At 64.9% G+C, this 23991-nt stretch carries 20 protein-coding genes; 17 read left to right on the plus strand and 3 right to left on the minus strand.

Annotated elements, in window-relative coordinates:
- Nucleotides 1-137: 137 nt before the first annotated feature.
- The 5 genes from carA to LGN17_RS17675 all read left to right on the plus strand — a co-directional run bounded on the left by carA (nucleotide 138) and on the right by LGN17_RS17675 (nucleotide 6352).
- Complete coding sequence (gene carA, locus LGN17_RS17655) at nucleotides 138-1283, plus strand: glutamine-hydrolyzing carbamoyl-phosphate synthase small subunit (RefSeq protein ID WP_041492797.1); 1146 nt, start codon at nucleotides 138-140, stop codon at nucleotides 1281-1283.
- A 37-nt stretch (nucleotides 1284-1320) separates the two neighbouring features.
- Complete coding sequence (leuE, locus tag LGN17_RS17660) at nucleotides 1321-1980, plus strand: leucine efflux protein LeuE (RefSeq protein WP_175958096.1); 660 nt, start codon at nucleotides 1321-1323, stop codon at nucleotides 1978-1980.
- A gap of 49 nt (nucleotides 1981-2029) precedes the next feature.
- Nucleotides 2030-5284 carry a carbamoyl-phosphate synthase large subunit gene (gene carB, locus LGN17_RS17665; RefSeq protein ID WP_226197935.1) on the plus strand — a complete coding sequence of 1085 codons (3255 nt, stop codon included), beginning with the start codon at nucleotides 2030-2032 and terminating at the stop codon, nucleotides 5282-5284.
- Between the two features lie 118 nt (nucleotides 5285-5402).
- The gene (gene greA, locus LGN17_RS17670) at nucleotides 5403-5879 is read left to right on the plus strand and encodes a transcription elongation factor GreA (protein WP_057927897.1); all 477 of its coding nucleotides are present in this window, start codon (nucleotides 5403-5405) and stop codon (nucleotides 5877-5879) included.
- A 14-nt stretch (nucleotides 5880-5893) separates the two neighbouring features.
- Nucleotides 5894-6352 (plus strand): DUF4149 domain-containing protein, encoded by a 459-nt coding sequence (locus LGN17_RS17675; RefSeq protein WP_226198149.1) that lies wholly within the window; start codon nucleotides 5894-5896, stop codon nucleotides 6350-6352.
- Between the two features lie 79 nt (nucleotides 6353-6431).
- Here the strand turns inward: LGN17_RS17675 and LGN17_RS17680 are convergent, their stop codons facing one another.
- Nucleotides 6432-6959: a YhbY family RNA-binding protein gene (locus LGN17_RS17680; protein ID WP_175967562.1), complete on the minus strand. Its 528-nt coding sequence runs from the start codon at nucleotides 6957-6959 to the stop codon at nucleotides 6432-6434.
- Nucleotides 6960-7152: 193 nt separating this feature from the next.
- Here LGN17_RS17680 and LGN17_RS17685 point away from each other — a divergent pair, with 193 nt between their 5' ends.
- The 11 genes from LGN17_RS17685 (at nucleotide 7153) to phoR (ending at nucleotide 19387) form a co-directional block, all read left to right on the plus strand.
- The gene (locus tag LGN17_RS17685) at nucleotides 7153-7815 is read left to right on the plus strand and encodes an RlmE family RNA methyltransferase (RefSeq protein WP_046545366.1); all 663 of its coding nucleotides are present in this window, start codon (nucleotides 7153-7155) and stop codon (nucleotides 7813-7815) included.
- 166 nt (nucleotides 7816-7981) lie between these two features.
- The gene (gene ftsH, locus LGN17_RS17690; RefSeq protein WP_226197936.1) at nucleotides 7982-9880 is read left to right on the plus strand and encodes an ATP-dependent zinc metalloprotease FtsH; all 1899 of its coding nucleotides are present in this window, start codon (nucleotides 7982-7984) and stop codon (nucleotides 9878-9880) included.
- 28 nt (nucleotides 9881-9908) lie between these two features.
- Nucleotides 9909-10850 carry a dihydropteroate synthase gene (folP, locus tag LGN17_RS17695; protein ID WP_226197937.1) on the plus strand — a complete coding sequence of 314 codons (942 nt, stop codon included), beginning with the start codon at nucleotides 9909-9911 and terminating at the stop codon, nucleotides 10848-10850.
- Nucleotides 10851-10878: 28 nt separating this feature from the next.
- Nucleotides 10879-12234, plus strand: coding sequence for a phosphoglucosamine mutase (gene glmM, locus LGN17_RS17700; protein ID WP_226197938.1), 1356 nt, complete (start codon nucleotides 10879-10881; stop codon nucleotides 12232-12234).
- A gap of 450 nt (nucleotides 12235-12684) precedes the next feature.
- On the plus strand, nucleotides 12685-13719 hold the full coding sequence (gene pstS, locus LGN17_RS17705; protein ID WP_175967570.1) for a phosphate ABC transporter substrate-binding protein PstS: 1035 nt from the start codon (nucleotides 12685-12687) through the stop codon (nucleotides 13717-13719).
- A gap of 94 nt (nucleotides 13720-13813) precedes the next feature.
- Nucleotides 13814-14800 carry a phosphate ABC transporter permease PstC gene (gene pstC / locus LGN17_RS17710; RefSeq protein WP_226197939.1) on the plus strand — a complete coding sequence of 329 codons (987 nt, stop codon included), beginning with the start codon at nucleotides 13814-13816 and terminating at the stop codon, nucleotides 14798-14800.
- The gene (gene pstA, locus LGN17_RS17715) at nucleotides 14797-15690 is read left to right on the plus strand and encodes a phosphate ABC transporter permease PstA (protein ID WP_226197940.1); all 894 of its coding nucleotides are present in this window, start codon (nucleotides 14797-14799) and stop codon (nucleotides 15688-15690) included. Before pstC ends, pstA begins: the two co-directional genes overlap by 4 nt.
- Nucleotides 15691-15705: 15 nt before the next feature.
- On the plus strand, nucleotides 15706-16554 hold the full coding sequence (gene pstB / locus LGN17_RS17720) for a phosphate ABC transporter ATP-binding protein PstB (protein ID WP_226197941.1): 849 nt from the start codon (nucleotides 15706-15708) through the stop codon (nucleotides 16552-16554).
- A gap of 18 nt (nucleotides 16555-16572) precedes the next feature.
- Nucleotides 16573-17277, plus strand: a complete 705-nt coding sequence (phoU, locus tag LGN17_RS17725; RefSeq protein WP_175958086.1) for a phosphate signaling complex protein PhoU — start codon at nucleotides 16573-16575, stop codon at nucleotides 17275-17277.
- A gap of 31 nt (nucleotides 17278-17308) precedes the next feature.
- Complete coding sequence (gene phoB / locus LGN17_RS17730; protein WP_027787869.1) at nucleotides 17309-18010, plus strand: phosphate regulon transcriptional regulator PhoB; 702 nt, start codon at nucleotides 17309-17311, stop codon at nucleotides 18008-18010.
- 57 nt (nucleotides 18011-18067) lie between these two features.
- Nucleotides 18068-19387, plus strand: coding sequence for a phosphate regulon sensor histidine kinase PhoR (phoR, locus tag LGN17_RS17735; protein ID WP_175958085.1), 1320 nt, complete (start codon nucleotides 18068-18070; stop codon nucleotides 19385-19387).
- Nucleotides 19388-19513: 126 nt separating this feature from the next.
- On the opposite strand, the gene ppk1 is transcribed toward phoR, so the two are convergent.
- Nucleotides 19514-21577 (minus strand): polyphosphate kinase 1, encoded by a 2064-nt coding sequence (ppk1, locus tag LGN17_RS17740; RefSeq protein ID WP_226197942.1) that lies wholly within the window; start codon nucleotides 21575-21577, stop codon nucleotides 19514-19516.
- 277 nt (nucleotides 21578-21854) lie between these two features.
- Between ppk1 and ppx the strand changes: the two genes are divergently transcribed.
- Complete coding sequence (gene ppx, locus LGN17_RS17745) at nucleotides 21855-23369, plus strand: exopolyphosphatase (protein ID WP_175958083.1); 1515 nt, start codon at nucleotides 21855-21857, stop codon at nucleotides 23367-23369.
- 89 nt (nucleotides 23370-23458) lie between these two features.
- Here ppx and LGN17_RS17750 read toward each other — a convergent pair whose 3' ends face one another.
- The gene (locus LGN17_RS17750) at nucleotides 23459-23893 is read right to left on the minus strand and encodes a hypothetical protein (RefSeq protein WP_226197943.1); all 435 of its coding nucleotides are present in this window, start codon (nucleotides 23891-23893) and stop codon (nucleotides 23459-23461) included.
- Between the last annotated feature and the right edge of the window lie 98 nt (nucleotides 23894-23991).

Raw genomic sequence — 23991 nt, forward strand, 5'->3', positions numbered from 1 at the left:
CTCGTGCGCCACGCGCCGGGTTCGCGTCTCGACAGCGCAGGCCGCGTCCAGCAAGCGACCACGCGCGCTCACGCAGCGCGGCGCTCGCGCGGCAGGGTAAACAGGTCGGCAGCAGGGTGTTCCCCAAGGAGCCTCCCGTGTTGCCGTCTTTTACTCCCGCCTTGCTTGCACTCGCCGACGGCACGGTCTTTCGTGGTTATTCGATCGGGGCCGAAGGCCACACGATCGGCGAAGTCGTGTTTAATACCGCGATCACCGGCTATCAGGAAATCCTGACTGATCCGAGCTACTCGCGCCAGATCGTCACGCTCACCTATCCGCATATCGGCAACGTCGGCGTCAATGCCGAAGACGTCGAAGCCACGAAAGTCCATGCCGCCGGCCTGATCATCCGTGATCTGCCCTCGCTCGCATCGAACTTCCGCATGGACCGCACGCTCGGCGATTACCTGCGCGACGAAGGCGTCGTCGCGATCGCCGGTATCGACACCCGCAAGCTGACCCGCATCCTGCGCGACAAGGGCGCGCAGAACGGCTGCATCCTGACGGGCTCGGACGACGAAGCGAAGGCAATCGAGCTCGCGCGTTCGTTCCCGGGTCTCGCGGGCATGGATCTCGCGAAGGTCGTGTCGACCACGAAGCCGTTTGAGTGGAAGCAGACCGAATGGCGCCTCGAAGGCGGCTACGGCATGCAGGAAGCGCCGAAGTACCGCGTCGTCGCCTACGATTTCGGCGTCAAGTACAACATCCTGCGCATGCTCGCCGAGCGCGGCTGTCACGTCACGGTGCTGCCGGCCCAGGCGAGCGCGGAAGATGCGCTCGCGCTGAATCCGGATGGTGTCTTCCTGTCGAACGGCCCCGGCGATCCGGAACCGTGCGACTACGCGATCGCGGCCACGAAGCAATTCATCGAGCGCGGCGTGCCGACCTTCGGCATCTGCCTGGGTCACCAGATCATGGGCCTCGCGGTCGGCGCGAAGACGCTGAAGATGAAGACGGGCCACCACGGCGCGAACCACCCGGTGAAGGATCTCGGCGACGGCCGTGTCGTGATCACGTCGCAGAACCACGGCTTCGCGGTCGATGCGGATTCGCTGCCGGCGAATGCGCGTGTGACGCACGTGTCGCTGTTCGACGGCACGCTGCAGGGTTTCGAGCTGACCGACAAGCCGGCATTCTGCTTCCAGGGCCACCCGGAAGCGTCGCCCGGCCCGCACGACATCGGCTATCTGTTCGACCGTTTCACCGCGCTGATGGACGCGGCGAAGCAGCGCAACGCCTAACGTCAACGACGCAACTGAAGCTCGGGAGATTCGCATCATGTTCGGCCACGCACTCGGCATCACGGATATCTGGACCTACGTGTTCGGCGTGATCTTCATCATCCTGCTGCCGGGGCCGAACTCGATGTACGTGCTGTCGCTCGCGGCGCAGCGCGGCGTGAAGGCCGGCTATCGGGCGGCGTGCGGCGTGTTCGTCGGCGATACGGTGCTGATGGTGCTGTCCGCCGCCGGCGTCGCGTCGCTGCTGAAGGCGAATCCGCTGCTGTTCTCCGTCGTCAAGTACGGCGGCGCCGCGTATCTGCTGTACATCGGCACCGGGATGCTGCGCAGCGCGTGGAGCAAGCTACGCGCGCGTGGCGATGTGCCGGTCGATGCACCGCCGGCCGTCGACGGCGAGCGGCCTTTCCGCAAGGCGCTGATCGTGAGCCTGCTGAATCCGAAGGCGATCCTGTTCTTCATCTCGTTCTTCATCCAGTTCGTCGACCCGGCATTCCCGCATCCCGCGCTGTCGTTCGGCGTGCTCGGGGCGATCGCGCAATGCGCGAGCTTCCTGTACCTGAGCACGCTGATCTTCGCGGGTGCGCGGCTCGCCGAGCACTTCCGCCGCCGCCGCAAGCTTGCAGCAGGCGCGGCGAGCAGCGTGGGCGGCCTGTTCATCGGATTCTCGGTGAAGCTCGCGCTCGCCACGATGAGCTGAGCGCAGCCGGCCGACCCACGACAACGATTACTTATTGAATTCACAAGCCATGCCAAAACGCACAGACATCAAGAGCATCCTCATCATCGGCGCCGGCCCGATCATCATCGGCCAGGCGTGCGAGTTCGACTATTCGGGCGCGCAGGCTTGCAAGGCGTTGCGTGAGGAGGGCTACAAGGTCGTTCTCGTCAACAGCAACCCGGCGACGATCATGACCGACCCGAACACGGCCGACGTGACCTACATCGAGCCGATCACGTGGGAAGTCGTCGCGCGCATCATCGAGAAGGAGCGCCCGGACGCGATCCTGCCGACGATGGGCGGCCAGACCGCGCTGAACTGCGCGCTCGACCTGCACCACCACGGCGTGCTCGAGAAGTTCGGCGTCGAGCTGATCGGCGCGTCGCCAGAAGCGATCGACAAGGCGGAAGACCGCCAGAAGTTCAAAGAAGCGATGACCAAGATCGGTCTCGGTTCCGCGAAGTCGGGCATCGCGCACTCGATGGAAGAGGCGACCAAGGTGCACGCCGAGATCATGGCGGAGACGGGCGGCAGCGGCTACCCGGTCGTGATCCGTCCGTCGTTCACGCTCGGCGGTTCGGGCGGCGGCATCGCCTACAACCGCGAAGAGTTCGAGGAAATCTGCAAGCGCGGCCTGGATCTCTCGCCCACGCGCGAGCTGCTGATCGAAGAGTCGCTGCTCGGCTGGAAGGAATACGAGATGGAAGTCGTGCGCGACCGCGCCGACAACTGCATCATCGTCTGCTCGATCGAGAACCTCGACCCGATGGGCGTGCACACCGGCGACTCGATCACGGTCGCGCCGGCGCAGACGCTCACCGACAAGGAATACCAGATCCTGCGTAACGCGTCGCTCGCGGTGCTGCGCGAGATCGGCGTCGACACGGGCGGCTCGAACGTGCAGTTCTCGATCAACCCGAAGGACGGCCGCATGGTCGTCATCGAGATGAACCCGCGCGTGTCGCGTTCGTCGGCGCTCGCATCGAAGGCAACGGGCTTCCCGATCGCGAAGGTCGCGGCGAAGCTGGCGGTCGGCTACACGCTCGACGAGCTGAAGAACGAAATCACCGGCGGCCAGACCCCGGCGTCGTTCGAGCCGACGATCGACTACGTCGTCACGAAGATCCCGCGCTTCGCGTTCGAGAAATTCCGCGAAGCCGATTCGCGCCTGACGACGCAGATGAAGTCGGTCGGCGAAGTGATGGCGATCGGTCGCACGTTCCAGGAATCGTTCCAGAAGGCGCTGCGCGGCCTCGAAGTCGGTGTCGACGGTCTCGACGAGAAGTCGACCAACCGCGACGAGATCGCGATCGAGATCCACGAGCCGGGCCCGGACCGCATCTGGTACGTCGGTGATGCATTCCGCATCGGCATGACGGCCCAGGAAATCTTCGCGGAAACCGCGATCGACCCGTGGTTCCTCGAGCAGATCGAGCAGATCATCCTGAAGGAAAAGGCGCTCGGCGGCCGCACGCTCGCGTCGCTGTCGTTCGACGAACTGCGCTACCTGAAGCAGAGCGGCTTCTCCGACCGCCGCCTCGCGAAGCTGCTCGGCGCGACGCCGGAAGACGTCCGCAAGCGCCGCGTCGAACTCAACGTGCGCCCGGTCTACAAGCGCGTCGACACCTGTGCGGCCGAATTCGCGACGAAAACCGCGTACATGTACTCGACCTATGAGGAAGAGTGCGAGGCGCAGCCGACCACCAACAAGAAGATCATGGTGCTGGGCGGCGGCCCGAACCGGATCGGCCAGGGCATCGAGTTCGACTACTGCTGCGTGCACGCGGCGCTCGCGATGCGCGAGGACGGCTACGAAACGATCATGGTCAACTGCAACCCGGAAACGGTGTCGACCGACTATGACACGTCCGACCGCCTGTACTTCGAGCCGCTGACGCTCGAGGACGTGCTCGAGATCGTCGACAAGGAAAAGCCGGTCGGCGTGATCGTCCAGTACGGCGGCCAGACGCCGCTGAAGCTTGCGCTCGACCTCGAGGCGCACGGCGTGCCGATCGTCGGCACGTCGCCGGACATGATCGACGCGGCCGAAGACCGCGAACGCTTCCAGAAGCTGCTGCAGGACCTCGGCCTGCGCCAGCCGCCGAACCGCACCGCGCGCGCGGAAGACGAAGCGCTCAAGCTCGCCGAGGAAATCGGCTACCCGCTGGTCGTGCGCCCGTCTTACGTGCTCGGCGGCCGCGCGATGGAAATCGTCCACGAGCCGCGCGACCTCGAGCGCTACATGCGCGAGGCCGTGAAGGTGTCGAACGATTCGCCGGTGCTGCTCGACCGCTTCCTCAACGACGCGATCGAGTGCGACGTCGACTGCATCTGCGACGGCGAAGCCGTGTTCATCGGGGGCGTGATGGAGCACATCGAGCAGGCGGGCGTCCACTCGGGCGACTCGGCATGCTCGCTGCCGCCGTACTCGCTGTCGAAGGAAACCGTGGCCGAGCTGAAGCGCCAGACGGGCGCGATGGCAAAGGCGCTGAACGTGGTCGGCCTGATGAACGTGCAGTTCGCGATCCAGCAGGTGCCGCAGGCGGACGGTTCGAAGCTGGACATCATCTACGTGCTGGAAGTGAACCCGCGCGCATCGCGCACGGTGCCGTACGTGTCGAAGGCGACCAGCCTGCCGCTCGCGAAGATCGCGGCGCGCGCCATGGTCGGCCAGAAGCTCGCGCAGCAGGGCGTGACGAAGGAAGTCGAGCCGCCGTACTTCAGCGTGAAGGAGGCGGTGTTCCCGTTCGTCAAGTTCCCGACCGTCGATCCGGTCCTCGGGCCTGAAATGCGTTCGACCGGCGAAGTGATGGGCGTCGGCCAGACGTTCGGCGAAGCGCTGTTCAAGTCGCAGCTCGCGGCCGGCTCGCGCCTGCCGGAGTCGGGCACGGTGCTGCTGACCGTGATGGACGCCGACAAGCCGAAGGCAGTCGAAGTCGCGCGCATGCTGCACGACCTCGGCTACCCGATCGTCGCGACCAAGGGCACGGCTGCCGCGATCGAAGCGGCCGGCGTGCCGGTGAAGGTCGTGAACAAGGTGAAGGACGGCCGTCCGCACATCGTCGACATGATCAAGAACGGCGAGATCGCACTTGTGTTCACGACGGTCGACGAAACGCGCCAGGCGATCGCCGATTCGCGTTCGATCCGCATGAGCGCGCAGGCGCACAAGGTCACGTACTACACGACGATGTCGGGCGCGCGCGCGGCGGTTGAAGGCTTGCGCTACCTGAAGGATCTGGAAGTCTATGATTTACAAGGTCTTCACGCTCGCCTAAACTAAGCGGTCAGTTTCCTGTCGAAGCAATACGTGCCGCGGTTAAGCGGTGTTTCCGGTTCATCGGAAACGCGCTTAATCGCGGTGATTTTTTTTAAAGCCGTTTTTAGCGATTGAGCCGTTTATGAGCACCATTCCGTTGACAAAGCGTGGCGCGGAACTCCTGCGCGATGAATTGCAGCGCCTCAAGTCCGTCGAGCGGCCGGCCGTGATCAACGCGATCGCGGAGGCCCGCGCACAGGGCGACCTGTCCGAAAACGCCGAATACGATGCCGCGAAGGAAAAGCAGGGCTTCATCGAGGGTCGTATCGCGGAACTCGAATCGAAGCTGTCGGCCGCGCAGGTCATCGATCCCACCGTGCTCGATGCCGAAGGCCGTGTGGTCTTCGCATCGACCGTCGAACTCGAGGATCTCGAGTCGGGCGACACCGTCAAGTACCAGATCGTCGGTGACGACGAAGCCGATATCGATCACGGCCTGATCTCGGTCAGCTCGCCGATCGCGCGCGCGCTGATCGGCAAGTCCGAAGGCGACGTCGCTGCCGTGCAGGCGCCGAGCGGCGTGCGCGAGTACGAAATCATCTCGGTCAGCTACATCTGAAGCGGGGCGACGTGATGCCGCATCGCGTGTTCCGTCTGCTGTCGGCCGTGTGGGTCGGCAGCCTGCTGACGATCGGGTATGCGGTCGCGCCCGTGCTGTTCAAGACGCTGGAGCGGATGCCGGCCGGTTCGGTCGCCGCCCAGCTGTTCCGTATCGAGGCAATCCTCGGCGTCGTGTGCGGCGTGCTGCTGCTCGCATTGTCGAACCAGCAGGTGCGGCGCGGCAGCAGCGATTATCGCCGCGTGCGCTGGATCGTCGCCGCGATGGTCGTGTGCGTGCTGGTCGGGTATTTCGCGCTGCAGCCGTTCATGAACGCGCTGCGGGTGGCTGCGATGGATGCGGGCACCGATATCGCGAATTCGCCGTATGCGAGCCGCTTCGGGATGCTGCACGGCGTCTCGAGCGTGTTCTACCTCGTCGAGAGCGTGCTGGGGCTGATGCTGATCTGGCGTTTGCCGGCGCGCGACGCCTGAAGCGAGTGCCGCGCAGGCCCGGTCGATGCCGGGCCCGCGGGCAGGGTGGCGGTACGGCGTAGCCGTGCCGCCCCGGTGCTTACTTGTCCTGGAACGGACGCTTGGTGCTGGCCTGGCGCTTCTTGGCGCGCTTCACGTTACCGCCTGCCGTCACGCGCTCGTTGCCGCGCACGACGACCTTCGTCGGCTTCGGACGGCGCACGGGGCTCGCGTTCGGCGACACCTTGACGACCTTGACGGTGCGCGGTGCACGGCCTTTCTTGTCGTCGACGGCTTCAGCCGCGCTCGGCACGGTGCCGGCACGACGGCCGCGGGCCGGGGCCGCTGCGGCGGCTTCGGGCTTCCAGATCACCAGCAGCTTGCCGATGTGCTGGATCGGCGCCGCGCTCAGGCGATCGCAGATCTCGTCGTAGATTGCGATGCGCTCGTCGCGCTCGTCGCCGAACACGCGGATCTTGATCAGTTGGTGCGCGTCGAGGTGCACCTTGATTTCCTTCAGCACGGCGTCGGTCAGCCCTTCGGCGCCGATCAGCACGACGGGCTTGAGCGCATGGGCCTGGGAGCGCAGCGCGGAGCGCTCGGCGGGAGAAAGCGAAAGGGCGGGCATGGAAATGTCGAAATCTAAATAAGGGCGCGCTGACTGGAAAGCAATCGCGGGAAGTTACCGCGTCAGCCGTGCGCCGAAACCACGTAAAATCGCGGCTTGGGCCTGAAAAGGGGCCGCAGCCGCGCGAAGAAGACGCGTATTATCCGCTAAAAGCGCGGCTTCACGAAGCAATTGGCAGCAATCTCTCTCTCGAATGGCAAAAAACCGCTTCAACCAGCACTGGCTGCACGACCACATCAACGACCCCTACGTCAAAATGGCGCAGCGGGAGGGCTATCGCGCGCGCGCCGCGTACAAGCTGAAGGAAATCGACGAGCAGGACAAGCTGATCCGTCCGGGCCAGGTGATCGTCGACCTCGGCGCGACGCCGGGCAGCTGGAGCCAGTATGCCCGCAACAAGCTCGCGCAGGGCAAGAAGCGTGACGCGGAGCGCGAAGGCGGCATCGACGGCACGATCGTTGCGCTCGACATCCTGCCGATGGAGCCGATCGCCGACGTCCACTTCCTCCAGGGTGACTTCCGCGAGGATGAAGTGCTCCACCAGCTCGAGGAAGTGCTCGAAGGGCGCGCGGTGGACCTTGTTATTTCCGACATGGCCCCCAACCTCTCCGGCGTGGCCTCGGCGGACGCGGCGCGCATCGAGCATCTCTGCGATCTGGCGCTCGAATTCGCGCAGAATCATCTGAAGCCGGACGGTGCGCTGCTCGTGAAATGCTTTCACGGCAGCGGCTACAGCCAGATCGTCGAGAAATTCAAACAGCAGTTTAAGACCGTCGCGCCGCGCAAGCCGAAGGCGTCCCGCGACAAATCGTCCGAAACGTTCATTTTGGGTCGGCATCTGAAACGTCCGCGCTGATGCGCGACGGGGTGCCGCAAACGGGCTCCGGCCCTTGCCAGGCAAGCGAAGCGCTATCGCGGCGGTTGTCAATGCTTATGGCGAGGGTGGTCGGACTGGATTAGAATGACCGAGGGGCGCCGCAAGGAAAATGTAGGCGCTCGTCTACGAGTGAAGGAGTGGTGCTTTGAACAACAATATGTTTTCGAAGGCAGCGGTGTGGCTAGTGATCGCACTGGTGCTGTTTACGGTGTTCAAGCAGTTCGACAAGCCCCGCGTCCAGGAAGGCGTGTCCTATTCGCAGTTCATGGACGACGCCAAGAACGGCAAGGTCAAGAACGTCATCGTTCAGGGGCGCAACCTCACCGTCACTCCGGCTGATGGCCAGAAATACCAGATCGTGTCGCCCGGCGACATCTGGATGGTCGGCGATCTGATGAAGTACGGCGTGCAGGTCAGCGGCAAGGCCGATGACGAGCCGAACGCGCTGATGTCCGCGCTGTACTACCTCGGGCCGACGATCCTGATCATCGTGTTCTGGTTCTACATGATGAGGCAGATGCAGGGGGGCGGCAAAGGCGGTGCCTTTTCGTTCGGCAAGTCGCGAGCGCGGCTGATCGACGAGAACAACAACGCAGTGAACTTCTCCGACGTCGCGGGCTGCGACGAAGCGAAGGAAGAAGTGTCCGAGCTCGTCGACTTCCTGCGCGATCCGCAGAAATTCCAGAAGCTGGGCGGCCGCATTCCGCGCGGCGTGCTCCTCGTCGGCCCGCCGGGTACCGGCAAGACGCTGCTCGCTCGCGCGATCGCCGGTGAAGCGAAGGTGCCGTTCTTCAGCATCTCGGGTTCGGACTTCGTCGAAATGTTCGTCGGCGTCGGCGCGGCCCGCGTGCGCGACATGTTCGAGCAGGCGAAGAAGCATGCGCCGTGCATCGTGTTCATCGACGAAATCGACGCGGTCGGTCGTCATCGCGGCGCCGGCATGGGCGGCGGCAACGACGAACGCGAACAGACGCTGAACCAGATGCTGGTCGAGATGGACGGCTTCGAGGCGAACTCGGGCGTGATCGTGATCGCTGCGACCAACCGTTCCGACGTGCTCGACAAGGCGCTGCTGCGTCCGGGCCGTTTCGACCGCCAGGTCTACGTCGGCCTGCCGGACATCCGCGGCCGCGAGCAGATCATGCGTGTGCACCTGCGCAAGGTGCCGATTGCGAACGACGTCGATGCGGCAGTCATTGCACGCGGCACGCCGGGTTTCTCGGGCGCTGATCTCGCGAACCTCGTGAACGAGGCTGCGCTGTTCGCGGCACGCCGCGGCAAGCGCATCGTCGAGATGCAGGATTTCGAGGACGCGAAGGACAAGATCTTCATGGGTCCGGAGCGCAAGTCGGCCGTGATCCGCGAGGAAGCGAAGCGCGCAACCGCTTACCACGAGTCGGGCCACGCGGTGGTCGCGAAGCTGCTGCCGAAGGCAGACCCCGTGCACAAGGTCACGATCATCCCGCGCGGCCGTGCACTGGGTGTCACGTGGCAGTTGCCGGAGCATGACAACGAAACGTACTCGAAGGACTACCTGCTGGACCGCCTCGCGATCCTGTTCGGTGGCCGGGTGGCGGAAGAGCTGTTCATGAACCTCGTCAGCACCGGCGCATCGGACGACTTCAACAAGGCGACCCAGACAGCGCGTGCGATGGTGGCCCGTTTCGGCATGACCGACGCGCTCGGGCCGATGGTCTATGTCGACGACGAGAACGATGCATCGCCGTTCGGCCGCGGCTTCACGCGCACGATCTCGGAAGCGACGCAGCAGAAGGTCGACTCGGAAATCCGCCGCGTGCTCGACGAACAGTACGGCCTTGCGCGCCGCCTGCTCGAAGAGAACCGCGACAAGGTCGAGGCGATGACTGCCGCGCTGATGGAGTGGGAGACGATCGACGCCGATCAGATCAACGACATCATGGACGGCCGTCCGCCGCGTTCCCCGAAGAGCTCGCCGGCTGTCGGCGGCGATTCGTCGGGTGGTGGCAGCAGCGCCGAGGTGAAGCCCGGCACCGCGCCGGCGCCTGCTACGCCGGCGGCATAATCTCCGCTTTAGTGCCTTTCACGGGCTGGTGTGGCTTCACACCGGCCCGTTTTGCATTCATTCACGCCAGTTGCTCGTGTCCGACTCCGCTGTTTTCCCATTCATTCCCGCGCCACTCCAGTGCGGCCGCTTCGAACTGACGTTCGAACGCCCGCTCGTGATGGGCATCCTCAACGCCACGCCCGATTCGTTCTCCGACGGCGGCCGCTTCCTCGCGCGCGACGATGCGCTGCGCCAGGCGGAGCGGATGATTGCCGAAGGCGTGGACCTCCTCGATATCGGTGGCGAATCGACGCGTCCCGGCGCGCCGCCCGTGCCGCTCGACGAGGAGCTCGCGCGCGTGATCCCGCTCGTCGAAGCGCTGCGGCCGCTGAACGTGCCGCTGTCGATCGATACCTACAAGCCGGCCGTGATGCGTGCGGCGCTGGCCGCAGGCGCCGACCTGATCAACGACATCTGGGGGTTCCGCCAGCCGGGCGCGATCGACGCGGTGCGAGACGGCAATTGCGGACTGTGTGCGATGCACATGCTGGGTGAGCCGCAAACGATGCAGGTCGGCGAACCCGATTACGGCGATGTCGTGGCCGACGTGCGCGATTTTCTCGCCGAGCGCGCGCAGGCGCTGCGCGATGCCGGGATTGCACCGGAGCGGATCTGCGTCGATCCCGGCTTCGGATTCGGCAAGGCGGTCGTCGACGACAATTATGCGCTCTTGGCCGCGTTGCCGGACACGGCGCCCGCACGGCCCGACGGGCGCGCGTATCCGATACTCGCGGGCATGTCGCGCAAGTCGATGCTCGGCGCGGTGATCGGCGGCAAGCCGCCGATGGAGCGCGTCGCGGCGAGCGTGGCGGCTGCATTGTGCGCGGTCGAGCGCGGGGCGGCGATCGTGCGCGTGCACGACGTTGCGGCAACGGTCGATGCGCTGAAAATCTGGAATGCCGTGCGCGAAGCCGCGCGGCAACGATAAGTCAGAAGACGAAGGAGGAAGATTCGCTATGGGACGTCGATATTTCGGCACGGACGGCATTCGCGGCACGGTGGGCGAGGCGCCCATCACGCCGGATTTCGTGTTGCGTCTCGGCTACGCGGCCGGCAAGGTACTGGCCAGCTCGGCCGACGTCGCGGCGGGCTCGCGTCCGACCGTGCTGATCGGCAAGGACACGCGCGTGTCGGGCTATATGCTCGAAGCCGCGCTCGAGGCCGGATTCTCGGCGGCGGGCGTCGACGTGATGCTGGCCGGCCCGATGCCGACGCCGGGCGTCGCGTACCTGACGCGCGCGCTGCGCCTGTCGGCGGGCGTCGTGATCAGTGCATCGCACAACCCGTATCACGACAACGGGATCAAGTTTTTCTCGGCTGACGGCAACAAGCTGCCGGACGACACCGAAGCCGCGATCGAAGCGTGGCTCGACAAGCCGCTCGAATGCGCATCGTCCGACGGTCTCGGCAAGGCGCGTCGCCTCGACGATGCGGCCGGCCGCTACATCGAGTTCTGCAAGAGCACGTTCCCGGCCGCGTTCAACCTCCGCGGGCTGAAGCTCGTGATCGACTGTGCGCACGGTGCCGCGTACCAGATCGCGCCGCACGTGTTCCACGAACTCGGCGCGGACGTGATCCCGATCGGCGTCGCGCCGAACGGCTTCAACATCAACGACGGTGTCGGTGCGACCGCGCCCGACGCGCTGGTGCGCGCGGTGCGTGCGAACCACGCCGATCTCGGCATCGCGCTCGACGGCGATGCGGACCGCCTGCAGGTCGTCGACGCGACCGGTCGCCTGTACAACGGCGACGAGCTGCTCTACGTGCTCGTGAAGGACCGGATCGCGACCGACGGCAAGGTCGAAGGCGCGGTCGGCACGCTGATGACGAACCTCGCGGTCGAAGTCGCGCTGCAGCGCGAGGGCGTGAAATTCGTCCGGGCGGCGGTCGGCGATCGCTACGTGCTCGAACAGTTGCGCGAGCACGGCTGGCAGCTCGGCGCGGAAGGCTCGGGCCACATCCTGTCGCTCGACCGCCACTCGACCGGCGACGGCATCGTGTCGGCGCTGCTCGTGCTCGCCGCGTTGAAGCGCAGCGGCCGGACCCTTGCGCAGATGCTCGACGGCGTCACGCTGTTCCCGCAGAAGCTGATCAACGTGCGGATGAAGCCGGGCGCCGACTGGAAGGGCAGCACGTCGATCCGCGCAGCGATCGCCGCAGCCGAAGCCGCGCTCGCCGGCAGCGGCCGCGTGCTGATCCGCGCTTCGGGCACGGAGCCCGTGCTGCGCGTGATGGTCGAGGCACAGCAGGCGGCCGACGCGGTCCGCCACGCGGAGACGATTGCCGGCGCAGTGCGCGCGGCGACGACCTGATGCGCGGGCCCGGCGCGGGGCGGTCAAACGCCTGCGCGTCGGCGCGCCTGTGAACTGGCATGCGGCGCCTTCGGGCGCCGCGATTTCATCAGACGCAAAGGTTTGCGATACCGATGAGAAGGGCGCGTCGCCCACCGTATTCCACAGTTGAAAAATCGTCTGACCCCTGATGGCGGACCCGCCTCGAGCGGGGGCTTTCCGTGACGCGGGCACTGCGCTACGATCCGCTCGCACTCAGGTGAAACGGGTTAGTCTCCCGTCCCTTCCAGGCAGGCAGTTCTTGCCGCCGCCGTTCCGGCGCCGTCCGGGCGCCGCGCGCACCGCCCCCGGTACTCCCTTTCAACCAGTCATGTTACTGTCACGCCAGTTTCATCGATTGTCACATTACCGTCATGAGGAGCCCCTAACCTTCGCGGTGCCGTAGTCATCCGCTCACACACTGGAGGTCTCATGAAATTGATGCAAACCGCGATTGCCGGCCTGGCTGGCGCGCTTTTCGCCGTCGCCGCTCACGCTGCCGACATCACGGGCGCAGGCAGCACATTCGCGATGCCGATCTATACGAAATGGGCTGCTGACTACCAGCAGACCGGCGGCGCGAAGGTCAACTACCAAGGTATCGGTTCGTCGGGCGGCCTGAAGCAGATCGTCGCGAAGACGGTCGATTTTGCCGGTTCGGACGCTCCGCTGAAGGATGACGAGCTCGCGAAGGAAGGCCTGTTCCAGTTCCCGACGGTGGTCGGCGGCGTGGTGCCGGTCGTCAACGTGCCGGGCGTGAAGGCCGGTGAACTGACGCTGTCGGGCCCGGTGCTCGGCGACATCTACCTCGGCAAGATCAAGAAGTGGAACGACCCGGCAATCGCCGCGCTGAACCCGAAGGTCAAGCTGCCGGACACGGACATCGCCGTGGTTCGCCGTGCTGACGGCTCGGGCACCAGCTTCATCTGGACGAACTACCTGTCGAAGGTCAACGACGAGTGGAAGTCGAAGGTCGGCGAAGGCACGACGGTCAACTGGCCGACGGGCACGGGCGGCAAGGGCAACGACGGCGTCGCGGCCTTCGTGCAGCGCCTGCCGGGCGCAGTCGGCTACGTCGAATGGGCGTACGCGAAGAAGAACAACATGGTCTACACGGCCCTGAAGAACTCGACGGGCACCGTGGTCGAGCCGAAGACGGAAACGTTCAAGGCCGCTGCCGCCGGTGCGAACTGGTCGAAGTCGTTCTACCAGATCCTGACGAACCAGCCGGGCAAGGAAGCATGGCCGGTCGTCGGCGCGACGTTCGTGCTGCTGCACGCGAAGCAGGACAAGCCGGAGCAGGGCGCGGAAACGCTGAAGTTCTTCAGCTGGGCGTTCAAGAACGGCGAGAAGGCTGCCGACAGCCTCGACTACATCTCGCTGCCGCCGGCAGTCGAAGCGGAAATCCGCAAGCAGTGGAAGGTGAAGGTGACGGACGCTTCGGGCAAGTCGGTCGCCGCCGAGTAAGCATTGCAGCGGTTCGCTGCCCGGCCGCACCGGTCGGGCAGTGTGTGCGGTAAAGCCGGGCGTTACGGCGTCCGGCAATCAAAAGCAGGCACCCATGTCTGATATTTCCTATACGTCCTCACGGTCCGCCGACGTTGCGCAGCAACGCGCGCCGAGCCGCCTCGGGGATGTCGTATTCGGCGGCCTTGCACGGCTCGCCGCCATCGTGACCCTGCTGCTGCTCGGCGGGATCATCGTTTCCCTGATCGTTGCGTCGCTGCCGACCATCCAGAAGTTCGGCCTCGGCTTCCTGTGGCAATCCGAGTGGGATCCCAACTCGGACATCTACGGCGCGCTCGTGCCGATCTACGGCACGATCGTGACGTCGGTCATCGCGCTCGTCATCGCCGTGCCGGTCAGCTTCGGCATCGCGCTGTTCCTCACCGAGCTGTCGCCCGTGTGGCTGCGCCGCCCGCTCGGCATCGCGATCGAGCTGCTCGCCGCGATTCCGTCGATCGTGTACGGCATGTGGGGCCTGCTCGTGTTCGCCCCGATCTTCGCGGAATATTTCCAGAAGCCGCTCGGCCGCCTGTTCAAGGACGTGTGGGTGCTCGGGCCGCTGACGTCCGGCCCGCCGATCGGCATCGGCATCCTGGCAGCCGGCGTGATCCTCGCGATCATGATCATCCCGTACATCGCATCGGTGATGCGCGACGTGTTCGAAGTCACGCCCGTGCTGCTGAAGGAATCGGCGTACGGGATCGGCTGCACGACCTGGGAAGTGATGTGGAAGGTCGTGCTGCCCTATACGAAGACCGGCGTGATCGGCGGCGTGATGCTCGGCCTCGGCCGCGCGCTCGGCGAGACGATGGCCGTGACCTTCGTGATCGGCAACACGAACCTGCTCGACAGCGTGTCGCTGTTCGCACCGGGCAACAGCATCACGTCGGCGCTGGCAAACGAATTCGCGGAAGCGCAACCGGGCCTGCATACGTCCGCGCTGATGGAACTGGGCCTGATCCTGTTCGTGATCACGTTCATCGTGCTGTCCATCTCCAAACTGCTGTTGCTTCGTCTCGAGAAGGGAGAGGGCAAGAAATGAGCGAGCCCATCATGAATTTCCCGGGGCCGGACGGCGCCGTGCTCGACGCGATGCGCAATCGCCTGCAGCGCAAGCGCAAGGCCATCAACGCGATCGCGCTGGCCGCATCGCTCGGCGCGATGGCCTTCGGCCTGCTGTGGCTCGTGTGGATTCTCTACACGACGGTGCATCTCGGCATCAGCGGCCTGTCGCTGCAACTGTTCACGGAATCGACGCCGGCACCGAACACGGAAGGCGGCGGTCTCGCGAACGCGATCGTCGGCAGCTTGCTGCTGTGCGGTTTCGGCACGCTGGTCGGCACGCCGATCGGCATTCTCGCGGGCGTCTATCTTGCCGAATACGGCCAGAAGAACCTGCTGGCGGGCACGATCCGCTTCATCAACGACATCCTGCTTTCCGCGCCGTCGATCGTCATCGGCCTGTTCGTGTACGCGATCGTCGTCGCGAAGTCGGGGCGCTTCTCGGGCTGGGCCGGCGTGGTCGCGCTTGCCCTGCTGCAGATTCCGATCGTGATCCGCACGACCGAGAACATGCTGAAGCTCGTGCCGAACGCGCTGCGCGAAGCGGCTTTCGCGCTCGGCACGCCGAAGTGGCGCATGGTGATGAAGATCACGCTGCGCGCATCGGTCGGCGGGATCGTGACGGGCGTGCTGCTCGCCGTCGCGCGGATCGCCGGCGAAACGGCGCCGCTGCTGTTCACCGCGCTGTCGAACCAGTTCTTCTCGTGGGACATGAGCCAGCCGATGGCGAACCTGCCCGTCACGATCTACAAGTTCGCGATGAGCCCGTTCGCGGAATGGCAGTCGCTCGCATGGGCGGGCGTGTTCCTGATTACGCTCGGGGTGCTCGGACTCAACATCCTGGCGCGCTCGATCTTCTCGAAAAAGTAACGGCGGAGCAATCCGATGAATATGGCAGAAAGCCACCTGAATCCTGTCGAGCGCACTGCAGCGCCGGCCGGCGTGCAAGAAGCGGCGCACGGCCGTCCGCTCGAGCCGCTGAACGCGAAGATCGAGGTCAACAACCTCAACTTCTTCTACAACAAGTTCCATGCGCTGAAGAACATCAACCTGAGCATTCCCGAAGGGAAGGTGACGGCGTTCATCGGCCCGTCGGGCTGCGGCAAGTCGACGCTGCTGCGCACGTTCAACAAGATGTTCGCGCTCTATCCGGAGCAGCGCGCCGAAGGCGAAATCCTGATGGACGGCGAGAACCTGCTGACGACGAAGCGCGACATCTCGCTGCTGCGCGCGCGTATCGGCATGGTGTTCCAGAAGCCGACCCCGTTCCCGATGTCGATCTACGACAACATCGCGTTCGGCGTGAAGATGTTCGAAAAGCTCACGCGCTCGGAAATGGACGACCGCGTCGAGTGGGCGCTCACGAAGGCCGCGCTGTGGAACGAAGTGAAGGACAAGCTGAACCAGAGCGGCTACGGCCTCTCGGGCGGCCAGCAGCAGCGTCTGTGCATCGCGCGCGGCATCGCGATCCGTCCGGAAGTGCTGCTGCTCGACGAACCGTGCTCGGCGCTCGACCCGATCTCGACGGGCCGCATCGAAGAGCTGATCGCCGAGCTGAAGAGCGACTACACGGTCGTGATCGTCACGCACAACATGCAGCAGGCCGCACGCTGCTCGGATTTCACGGCCTACATGTACCTGGGCGAGCTGATCGAATTCGGCGAGACCGAAAAGATCTTCATCAAGCCGGTGCGCAAGGAAACGGAAGACTACATCACCGGCCGCTTCGGCTGATGACGGAGAACAACAGCCATGTCGGATAAACATCTGTCGAGCCAGTTCGACGCGGACCTGAATGCCGTGTCGTCGAAAGTGCTGGAAATGGGCGGACTCGTCGAGTCGCAGATCGTCGGCGCGATGCACGCGCTGAACGAATTCGATCGCGATGCGGCCGAGAAGGTCATCACGGCCGAGGAAACGCTGAACGCGATGGAAGTCGACATCGACCAGGAGTGCGGCAACATCATCGCGCGGAGGCAGCCTGCCGCGCGTGACCTGCGCCTTTTGATGTCGATTTCGAAAACGATTACGAACCTCGAGCGCGCAGGCGACGAGGCGGAGAAGATCGCGAAGCGCGTGCGCCGCCTGGTCGACGAGCCGGCCGCGCGCGCGGTCAACATCGCCGAGATCAAGGTGTCGGGCGAAATGGCCGTGACGATCCTGCGCCGCGCGCTCGACGCGTTTGCGCGTCTCGATACGGTGGCCGCCGCGCAGATCGTCAAGGACGACAAGGAGATCGACCAGGAATTCCGTGCGTTCGTGCGCAAGCTCGTGTCGTACATGCAGGAGGATCCGCGCACGATCTCGGTCGGCCTCGAATACCTGTTCATCGCGAAGGCGATCGAACGGATCGGCGATCATGCGAAGAACATCGCCGAATTCATCATCTATATCGTGAAGGGCACGGACGTGCGGCACCAGCCGCGCGACACGCTCGATCGCGAAGCCAACAGTTAATCGACTCCATACAGGAAAAAAAGAGGTGCCGATGCCCAGCAACATTCTCGTCGTTGAAGATGAGCCCGCGATTTCCGAACTGATCTCGGTGAATCTCCAGCACGCCGGTCACTGCCCGATTCGCGCGTACAACGCCGAACAGGCGCAGAACCTGATCAGCGACGTGCTGCCCGATCTCGTGCTGCTCGACTGGATGCTGCCGGGCAAGTCCGGTATCGCGTTCGCGCGCGACCTGCGCAACAACGAACGGACCAAGCACATCCCGATCATCATGCTGACTGCGCGCGGTGACGAGCAGGACAAGGTGCTCGGCCTCGAAATCGGCGCGGACGACTACGTGACGAAGCCGTTCTCGCCGAAGGAGCTGATGGCGCGGATCAAGGCCGTGCTGCGCCGCCGCGCGCCGCAGCTGACCGAGGACGTCGTGTCGATCAACGGGCTGCGCCTCGACCCGGCCACGCATCGTGTCGCAGCGCACGCGGAAGGCAGCGAGATCAAGCTCGATCTCGGCCCGACCGAGTTCCGCCTGCTGCATTTCTTCATGACGCATCCGGAGCGCGTGCACAGCCGCACGCAACTGCTCGACCAGGTGTGGGGCGACCATGTATTCGTCGAGGAGCGCACCGTCGACGTACACATCAAACGATTGCGCGCGGCCTTGAAACCGGCCGGCTGCGATGCGATGATCGAGACCGTGCGCGGCAGCGGCTACCGGCTCGCCAAGCACGCGTAACGTATTCACGCATGCCGTGTGCCGCGGCATGCCGTTCATTCTTTCGGGCGCTGAATCATGAACATCATCTGGGCGCGCTTTCTGGTGTCGCTCGTGCTGCTCGTGCTGATCGGCGTATTGGTCGGCGTCTTCGCCGGCCCGATCGCGGGCCTCGTGTTCGTGGTCGTGATGCTGGTCGCGCAGGGCTTTTTCAGCACCTTTCATACGCAGCGTCTGTGGCGGCTGCTCGATGCGCCGGTCTACGGCGAAGTGCCGAGCGCGCCGGGCATCTGGGGCGAGATCTACTATCGTCTGCACAAGCTCGCGAAGCAGTGGCATGCACAGGTGCGTCAGGTCGAGCAGCAGCACTCGCGCTTCATCCAGGCGATCCAGGCGTCGCCGAACGGCGTCGCGATGCTCGACGACCACGACCAGATCGAGTGGTGCAATGCGATCGCCGAGGTCCACTTCGGCCTCGACGCGAAGCGCGATCTGCGCCAGCACATCACCAATCTGGTTCGCCATCCCGAGTTCGTACGCTATCTGAACGCGCAGCATTACGACGAAACCCTGGTGATGCGCGGCATGGGCGACTCGCGGCAGAACGTGCTGGAAGTGCAGGTGTTTCCGTACGGCGAGAACCGCAAGCTGCTGCTCACGCAGGACATCACCGAGCTCGAGCGGACCGACGCGATGCGGCGCGACTTCGTCGCGAACGTGTCGCACGAATTGAAGACGCCGCTCACCGTGCTGTCGGGTTTCCTCGAGACGATGCGCGAGCTGCCGCTGAACGAGGAAGACCGCGCGCGCTATCTCGAGATGATGGAGCAGCAGGCCTCTCGGATGCGCCACATCGTGACCGACCTGCTGGTGCTCGCGAAGCTGGAGGGCGAGAGCAAGCCGCCGGTCGATCGTGCGATCGACATGCGTGCCGTGTTCGACCATCTGAAGGAGGACGCGCAGACACTGTCGAACGGGCATCACGACATCGCGTTCTCGATCGACGAGACGCTCGGCGTCACCGGCGCGCAGACGGAGCTGTTCAGCGCGTTTGCGAATCTCGTCACCAACGCGATCCGCTATACGCCGGAAGGCGGCAAGATCGTCGTGACGTGGCGGCGCGAAGGCGCGCAGGGCGTGTTTTCCGTCACGGACAGCGGCTTCGGCATCCCGGCCGCCGACCTGCCGCGGCTCACCGAACGCTTCTATCGCGTCGATCGCAGCCGTTCGCGCGACACGGGCGGCACGGGGCTCGGCCTTGCGATCGTCAAGCACGTGCTGCAGCGGCATGACGCGCACCTGTATGTGCAGAGCGAGGAAGGGCGCGGCAGCACGTTCACCGCGCGGTTCCCGGGCTCGCGCATCATCGCGATCCGGCCGGCCGCATACGAGGCATGATCGCGTCACCGCATCCGTCGCTCGTTCGGCGAGCGGCGGCATGCCGGATCCGCAACAAAAAAGCGCAGCCCGCGGGCTGCGCTTTTTATGGGTGGCGCGGAGCGCGATTCGCGCCGCGCCACCGGTTCAAGAACAGAACTTCGCGAGCAGCCCGAGTTGCGCGTTGCGGATCGTCTTGCCTGCGCGACGGCGGCGGTAGTGGCCGTCGCTGTGCATCTGCCATGCCGACTGGTTGTCGCCGAGGCACACCGACAGGCCTTCGGCGATCACGCGCCGCTTGAGCTTGCGATCGCGGATCGGGAACGCGACTTCGACGCGGCGGAACAGATTGCGGTCCATCCAGTCGGCGCTCGACAGATAGACGTCTTCGGCACCGTTCGCGTGGAAATAGTAGATCCGGTGGTGCTCGAGGAAGCGGCCGACGATCGAGCGCACGGTGATGTTTTCCGACAACCCCGGCACGCCGGGTTTCAGCGCGCAGACACCGCGCACGATCAGGTCGACCTTGACGCCGGCCTGCGACGCTTCGTACAGCGCGGCGATCACCGTCGGCTCCAGCAACGCATTCATCTTCGCGACGACGCGTGCGCGCTTGCCGGCACGCGCATTGTCGATCTCCGCGCGGATTGCGTCGATGATGCGCGGATGCAGCGTGAACGGCGACTGCCACAGCTCGTGCAGCGTGAGTTCGCCGCCGATGCCGGTCAGTTGCTGGAACACGTGATGGACGTCCTCGCAGATCTTCTGGTCGGCCGTCATCAGCCCGAAGTCGGTGTAGAGGCGTGCCGTGCGCGGGTGGTAGTTGCCGGTGCCGAGGTGCACATAGCGGCGCAGCGACGCCTTGCCGGCCTGCACGACGCGTCGCACGATCAGCATCATCTTCGCGTGGCACTTGTGGCCGACCACGCCGTACACGACATGCGCGCCGACGGCTTCGAGCTGCGACGCCCAGTTGATGTTGGTTTCCTCGTCGAAGCGCGCGAGCAGCTCGACGACGACGGTCACTTCCTTGCCATTGCGCGCGGCTTCCATCAGCGCGTCCATCAGCGGCGAATCGGTGCCGGTGCGGTAGATCGTCTGCTTGATCGCGACGACGCTCGGATCCTTCGCGGCCTGCTGCAGCAGTTCGAGCACCGGCTGGAAGCTCTCGTACGGGTGGTGCAGCAGGATGTCGCCGTTGTCGATCGCGTCGAACATCGTCGGCGCGTTCGTGATCACTGCCGGGGTCGACGCGGCGAACGGCGCGAACTTCAGGTCGGGACGATCGACGAGATCGGGAATCTGCATCAGCCGCACGAGGTTCACCGATCCGGTCACGCGATAGCAGTCCTTCTCGCCGAGTTCGCTTTCCTCGAGCAGGCGTCGCACGATGTGCGACGGCGTGTCGGCCGACACCTCGAGACGCACGGCATTGCCGAGGTGGCGCGCGGGCAGTTCGCCCTGCAGCGCGACGCGCAGGTTCGTGATTTCGTCCTCGTCGACGAACAGCTCGCTGTTGCGCGTGATGCGGAACTGGTTGCAGCTCTTCACGACGAGTTGCGGGAAGAGTTCGCCGACAAAGCGCTGCATGAACGAGCTCAGCAGCACGAAGCCGTGCTCGAAGCCGGACAGCGCGTGCGGCATGCGCACGACGCGCGGCAGCGCGCGCGGGGCCTGCACGATGCCCATCACGGCCTGGCGGCCGAACGCGTCGCGGCCCTCGAGCTCGACGACGAAATTCAGGCTCTTGTTCAGCACGCGCGGGAACGGGTGGGCCGGATCGAGGCCGATCGGCGTCAGCACGGGCAGCAGTTCGTCGAGGAAGTACTGTCGCGCCCATTCGAGCTGCTCGTCGTTCCACATGTCGCTCGCGTGGAAGTAGATGCCTTCCTGTTCGAGCGCGGGCAGCACGGTTTCGTGCAGCATCGTGTACTGTCGATGGACGAGCCGTTGTGCGCGTTCGACGACGAGGTCGTAAGCATGCTGTAACGACATGCCGTCGGGCGTCAGTGCGCCGGGGTTGTCGCGGATCTGCTCCTGCAGCCCGGCCATCCGGACTTCGAAGAATTCGTCGAGATTGCTGCTGGTGATGCAGATGAAGCGGAGGCGCTCGAGCAACGGCACTTGAGGGTCGGCTGCCTGAGCCAGCACGCGCTCGTTGAAACCGAGGATGCCGAGTTCACGATTGAGAAGCGGATAACGGACGGACATCGGCAGAGTAGGGGGTGATTCGGGCGATGATTCGAAAGGACGCTCGGAAACTCTCACGGTACGATGACGTGCTGATGACAATAATGTATTTATATCGGGAAATTCTACGCCGCAACCGTTTCGTCTCATAAATGTTTCGGCTATATGCAATCGAGCAGTATGCATGCCCGTGAAGCGTGGCAATGGCAAGCGTTCCACGCTTAAAATGTCGCCTTTGATTGATCGCCCAGGGTGGCCGACCGGCCGCCGCGGGCGAACGCGCACGGAGCCCCATTCGATGGTTACAACCCCCCACTTGCTGGCTGCCGTGGATCTCGGCTCGAACAGCTTCAGGCTGATCGTCGGGCGTGTCGAGGAAACGTCGGCGGGCAGCCAGATCTATCCCGTCGATGCGTTGCGCGAGCCCGTCCGGCTGGCCGCGGGCCTGTCGAGCGACAAGATGCTCGATCGCGCGTCGCAGGAGCGTGGCTGGGAGGCGCTCAAGCGGTTCGGCGAGCGCCTGCGCGATTTCCATCCCGATCATGTGCGCGCGGTGGCGACCAACACGCTGCGCGTCGCGAAGAACGCGGCCGAATTTCTCGGCGAGGCCGAAGCGGCGCTCGGTTTCCCGATCGAAGTGATCGCGGGCCGCGAAGAAGCGCGGCTGATCTATGCGGGCGCCGCGCACTCGGTGCCGGCGAGCGCCGGCAAGCGGCTCGTCGTCGACATCGGCGGCGGCTCCACCGAATTCATCATCGGCTCGCACTACACGCCGATCGTGATGGAGAGCCTCTATATCGGCTGCGTGAGCCACAGCCGCACCTTCTTCCCGGCCGGCAACGTCGACGAATACACGATGCGGCAGGCCGAACTCGCTGCCAAGCGCGAGATCCAGATCATTTCAAGCGAGTACAAGAAGGCCGGCTGGGACCAGGCGATCGGCTCGTCGGGCACCGCGCGTGCGCTTGCAGAACTTGTCGAGGCAAACGGCTTCAACGATCCGGGCATCACGCACGGCATTTCGCGCGGCGGCCTCGAGCGGCTGAAGCGTGCGCTGATCAAGTCGGAGAACGTCAACCGTCTGAAGCTGATCGCGCTGAAGCCCGATCGCGTGCCGGTGCTCGCGGGCGGCCTCGCGATCATGCTCGCGGTGTTCGAGGAACTCGGTGTCGACTACGTCGATACGACCGACGGCGCGCTGCGCCTCGGTGTGCTGTACGACCTGCTCGGCCGGACGCAGCACGAGGACATGCGCGCGGTGACCGTCGAGGGCTTCACGCGCCGCTACGGCGTCGATCGTGCGCAGGCCGAGCGGATCGGCGCGCTGGCGGGGCGCTTCTACGATGAACTCGAAGAAGCGGACGAAGAAGCGCGCGAGGAAGGGCGGATGTTCCTCGGCTGGGCGGCCGCGTTGCACGAGATCGGTTTGTCGATCTCGCACAGCGCGTATCACAAGCACTCGGCTTATATCGCGAGCAACGCGGACATGCCGGGTTTTTCGCGCACCGACCAGGCGCGCCTCGCCGCGCTCGTGCTCGGTCACGCGGGCAAGCTCGGCAAGCTGTCGCAGGCGCGCGACGTCGAGTGGCCGCTGCTGTTCTGCCTGCGGCTCGCGGCGCTGCTGTGCCGGCGCCGGACCGATGCGGGGCTACCGGACATTTCCGTCTCGCAGATGAAGAAGGGCGGGTATGAAGTGCGCCTGCCGAGCGCGTGGGTCGAGCAGAACCCGCTCACCGACTACAGCCTCAGCCAGGAAGCGGCGGAGTGGGAGAAGGTCGGTATTCCGTATCGCGTGGTGTATACCGGCGCGTAAAAGGTCGAAAGCGGGGCTGGGAGGGGCTGGCAGCAGGGTGGCCTGGCCCGCCCCCCTCATGTATGCCGCATGATCGTCCTGACGGCTGCTCAGTCCGACGAGCAGACGATCGCGGTCAGGAACGGAAACGCCTGCTTGACGGTCGCGTCGCTGCCGGCCTTGCGCACGGCTTCCTCCACCGCGCTTTTCGTGCCGCGCACCACGACGCCATAGGCCCAGTCGCCGATCGGCGTGCCGTCGCCCGTGCGGAAGATCGGGTCGTTCGCCTGGTATCCGAGTACGACATAGACGCCGAAGCCGTATGCCGTCAACGCGTGGCTCGTGCGGAATGCATTGACCGAGTTCGATTCGACGTGCATCGGCTCCGACTGGATGTCGCCGGCGGCGAGCAGCGGCGCGACGAACTTGTGGCCGGTCGAATGGCAGTCGAGTGCGTCGTCGAGCGCCTTGGCCGATGCGGTGCCAGAGGTCGCGAGCGCGAGCAGCGATGCGCAGAGGGCGGTGTTCAGAATGTTGTTTTTCATGCGCGGATGCGGGTTGTTCATACGTATTATCGCGTGTTCCGGCAAGTGCCGTATGCGGGCCGCGGGTGGCACGTTGGCACGTATGCTGTCGGCATTCC

It is taken from the genome of Burkholderia sp. AU30280 (assembly GCF_020420125.1).
Taxonomy (GTDB): domain Bacteria; phylum Pseudomonadota; class Gammaproteobacteria; order Burkholderiales; family Burkholderiaceae; genus Burkholderia.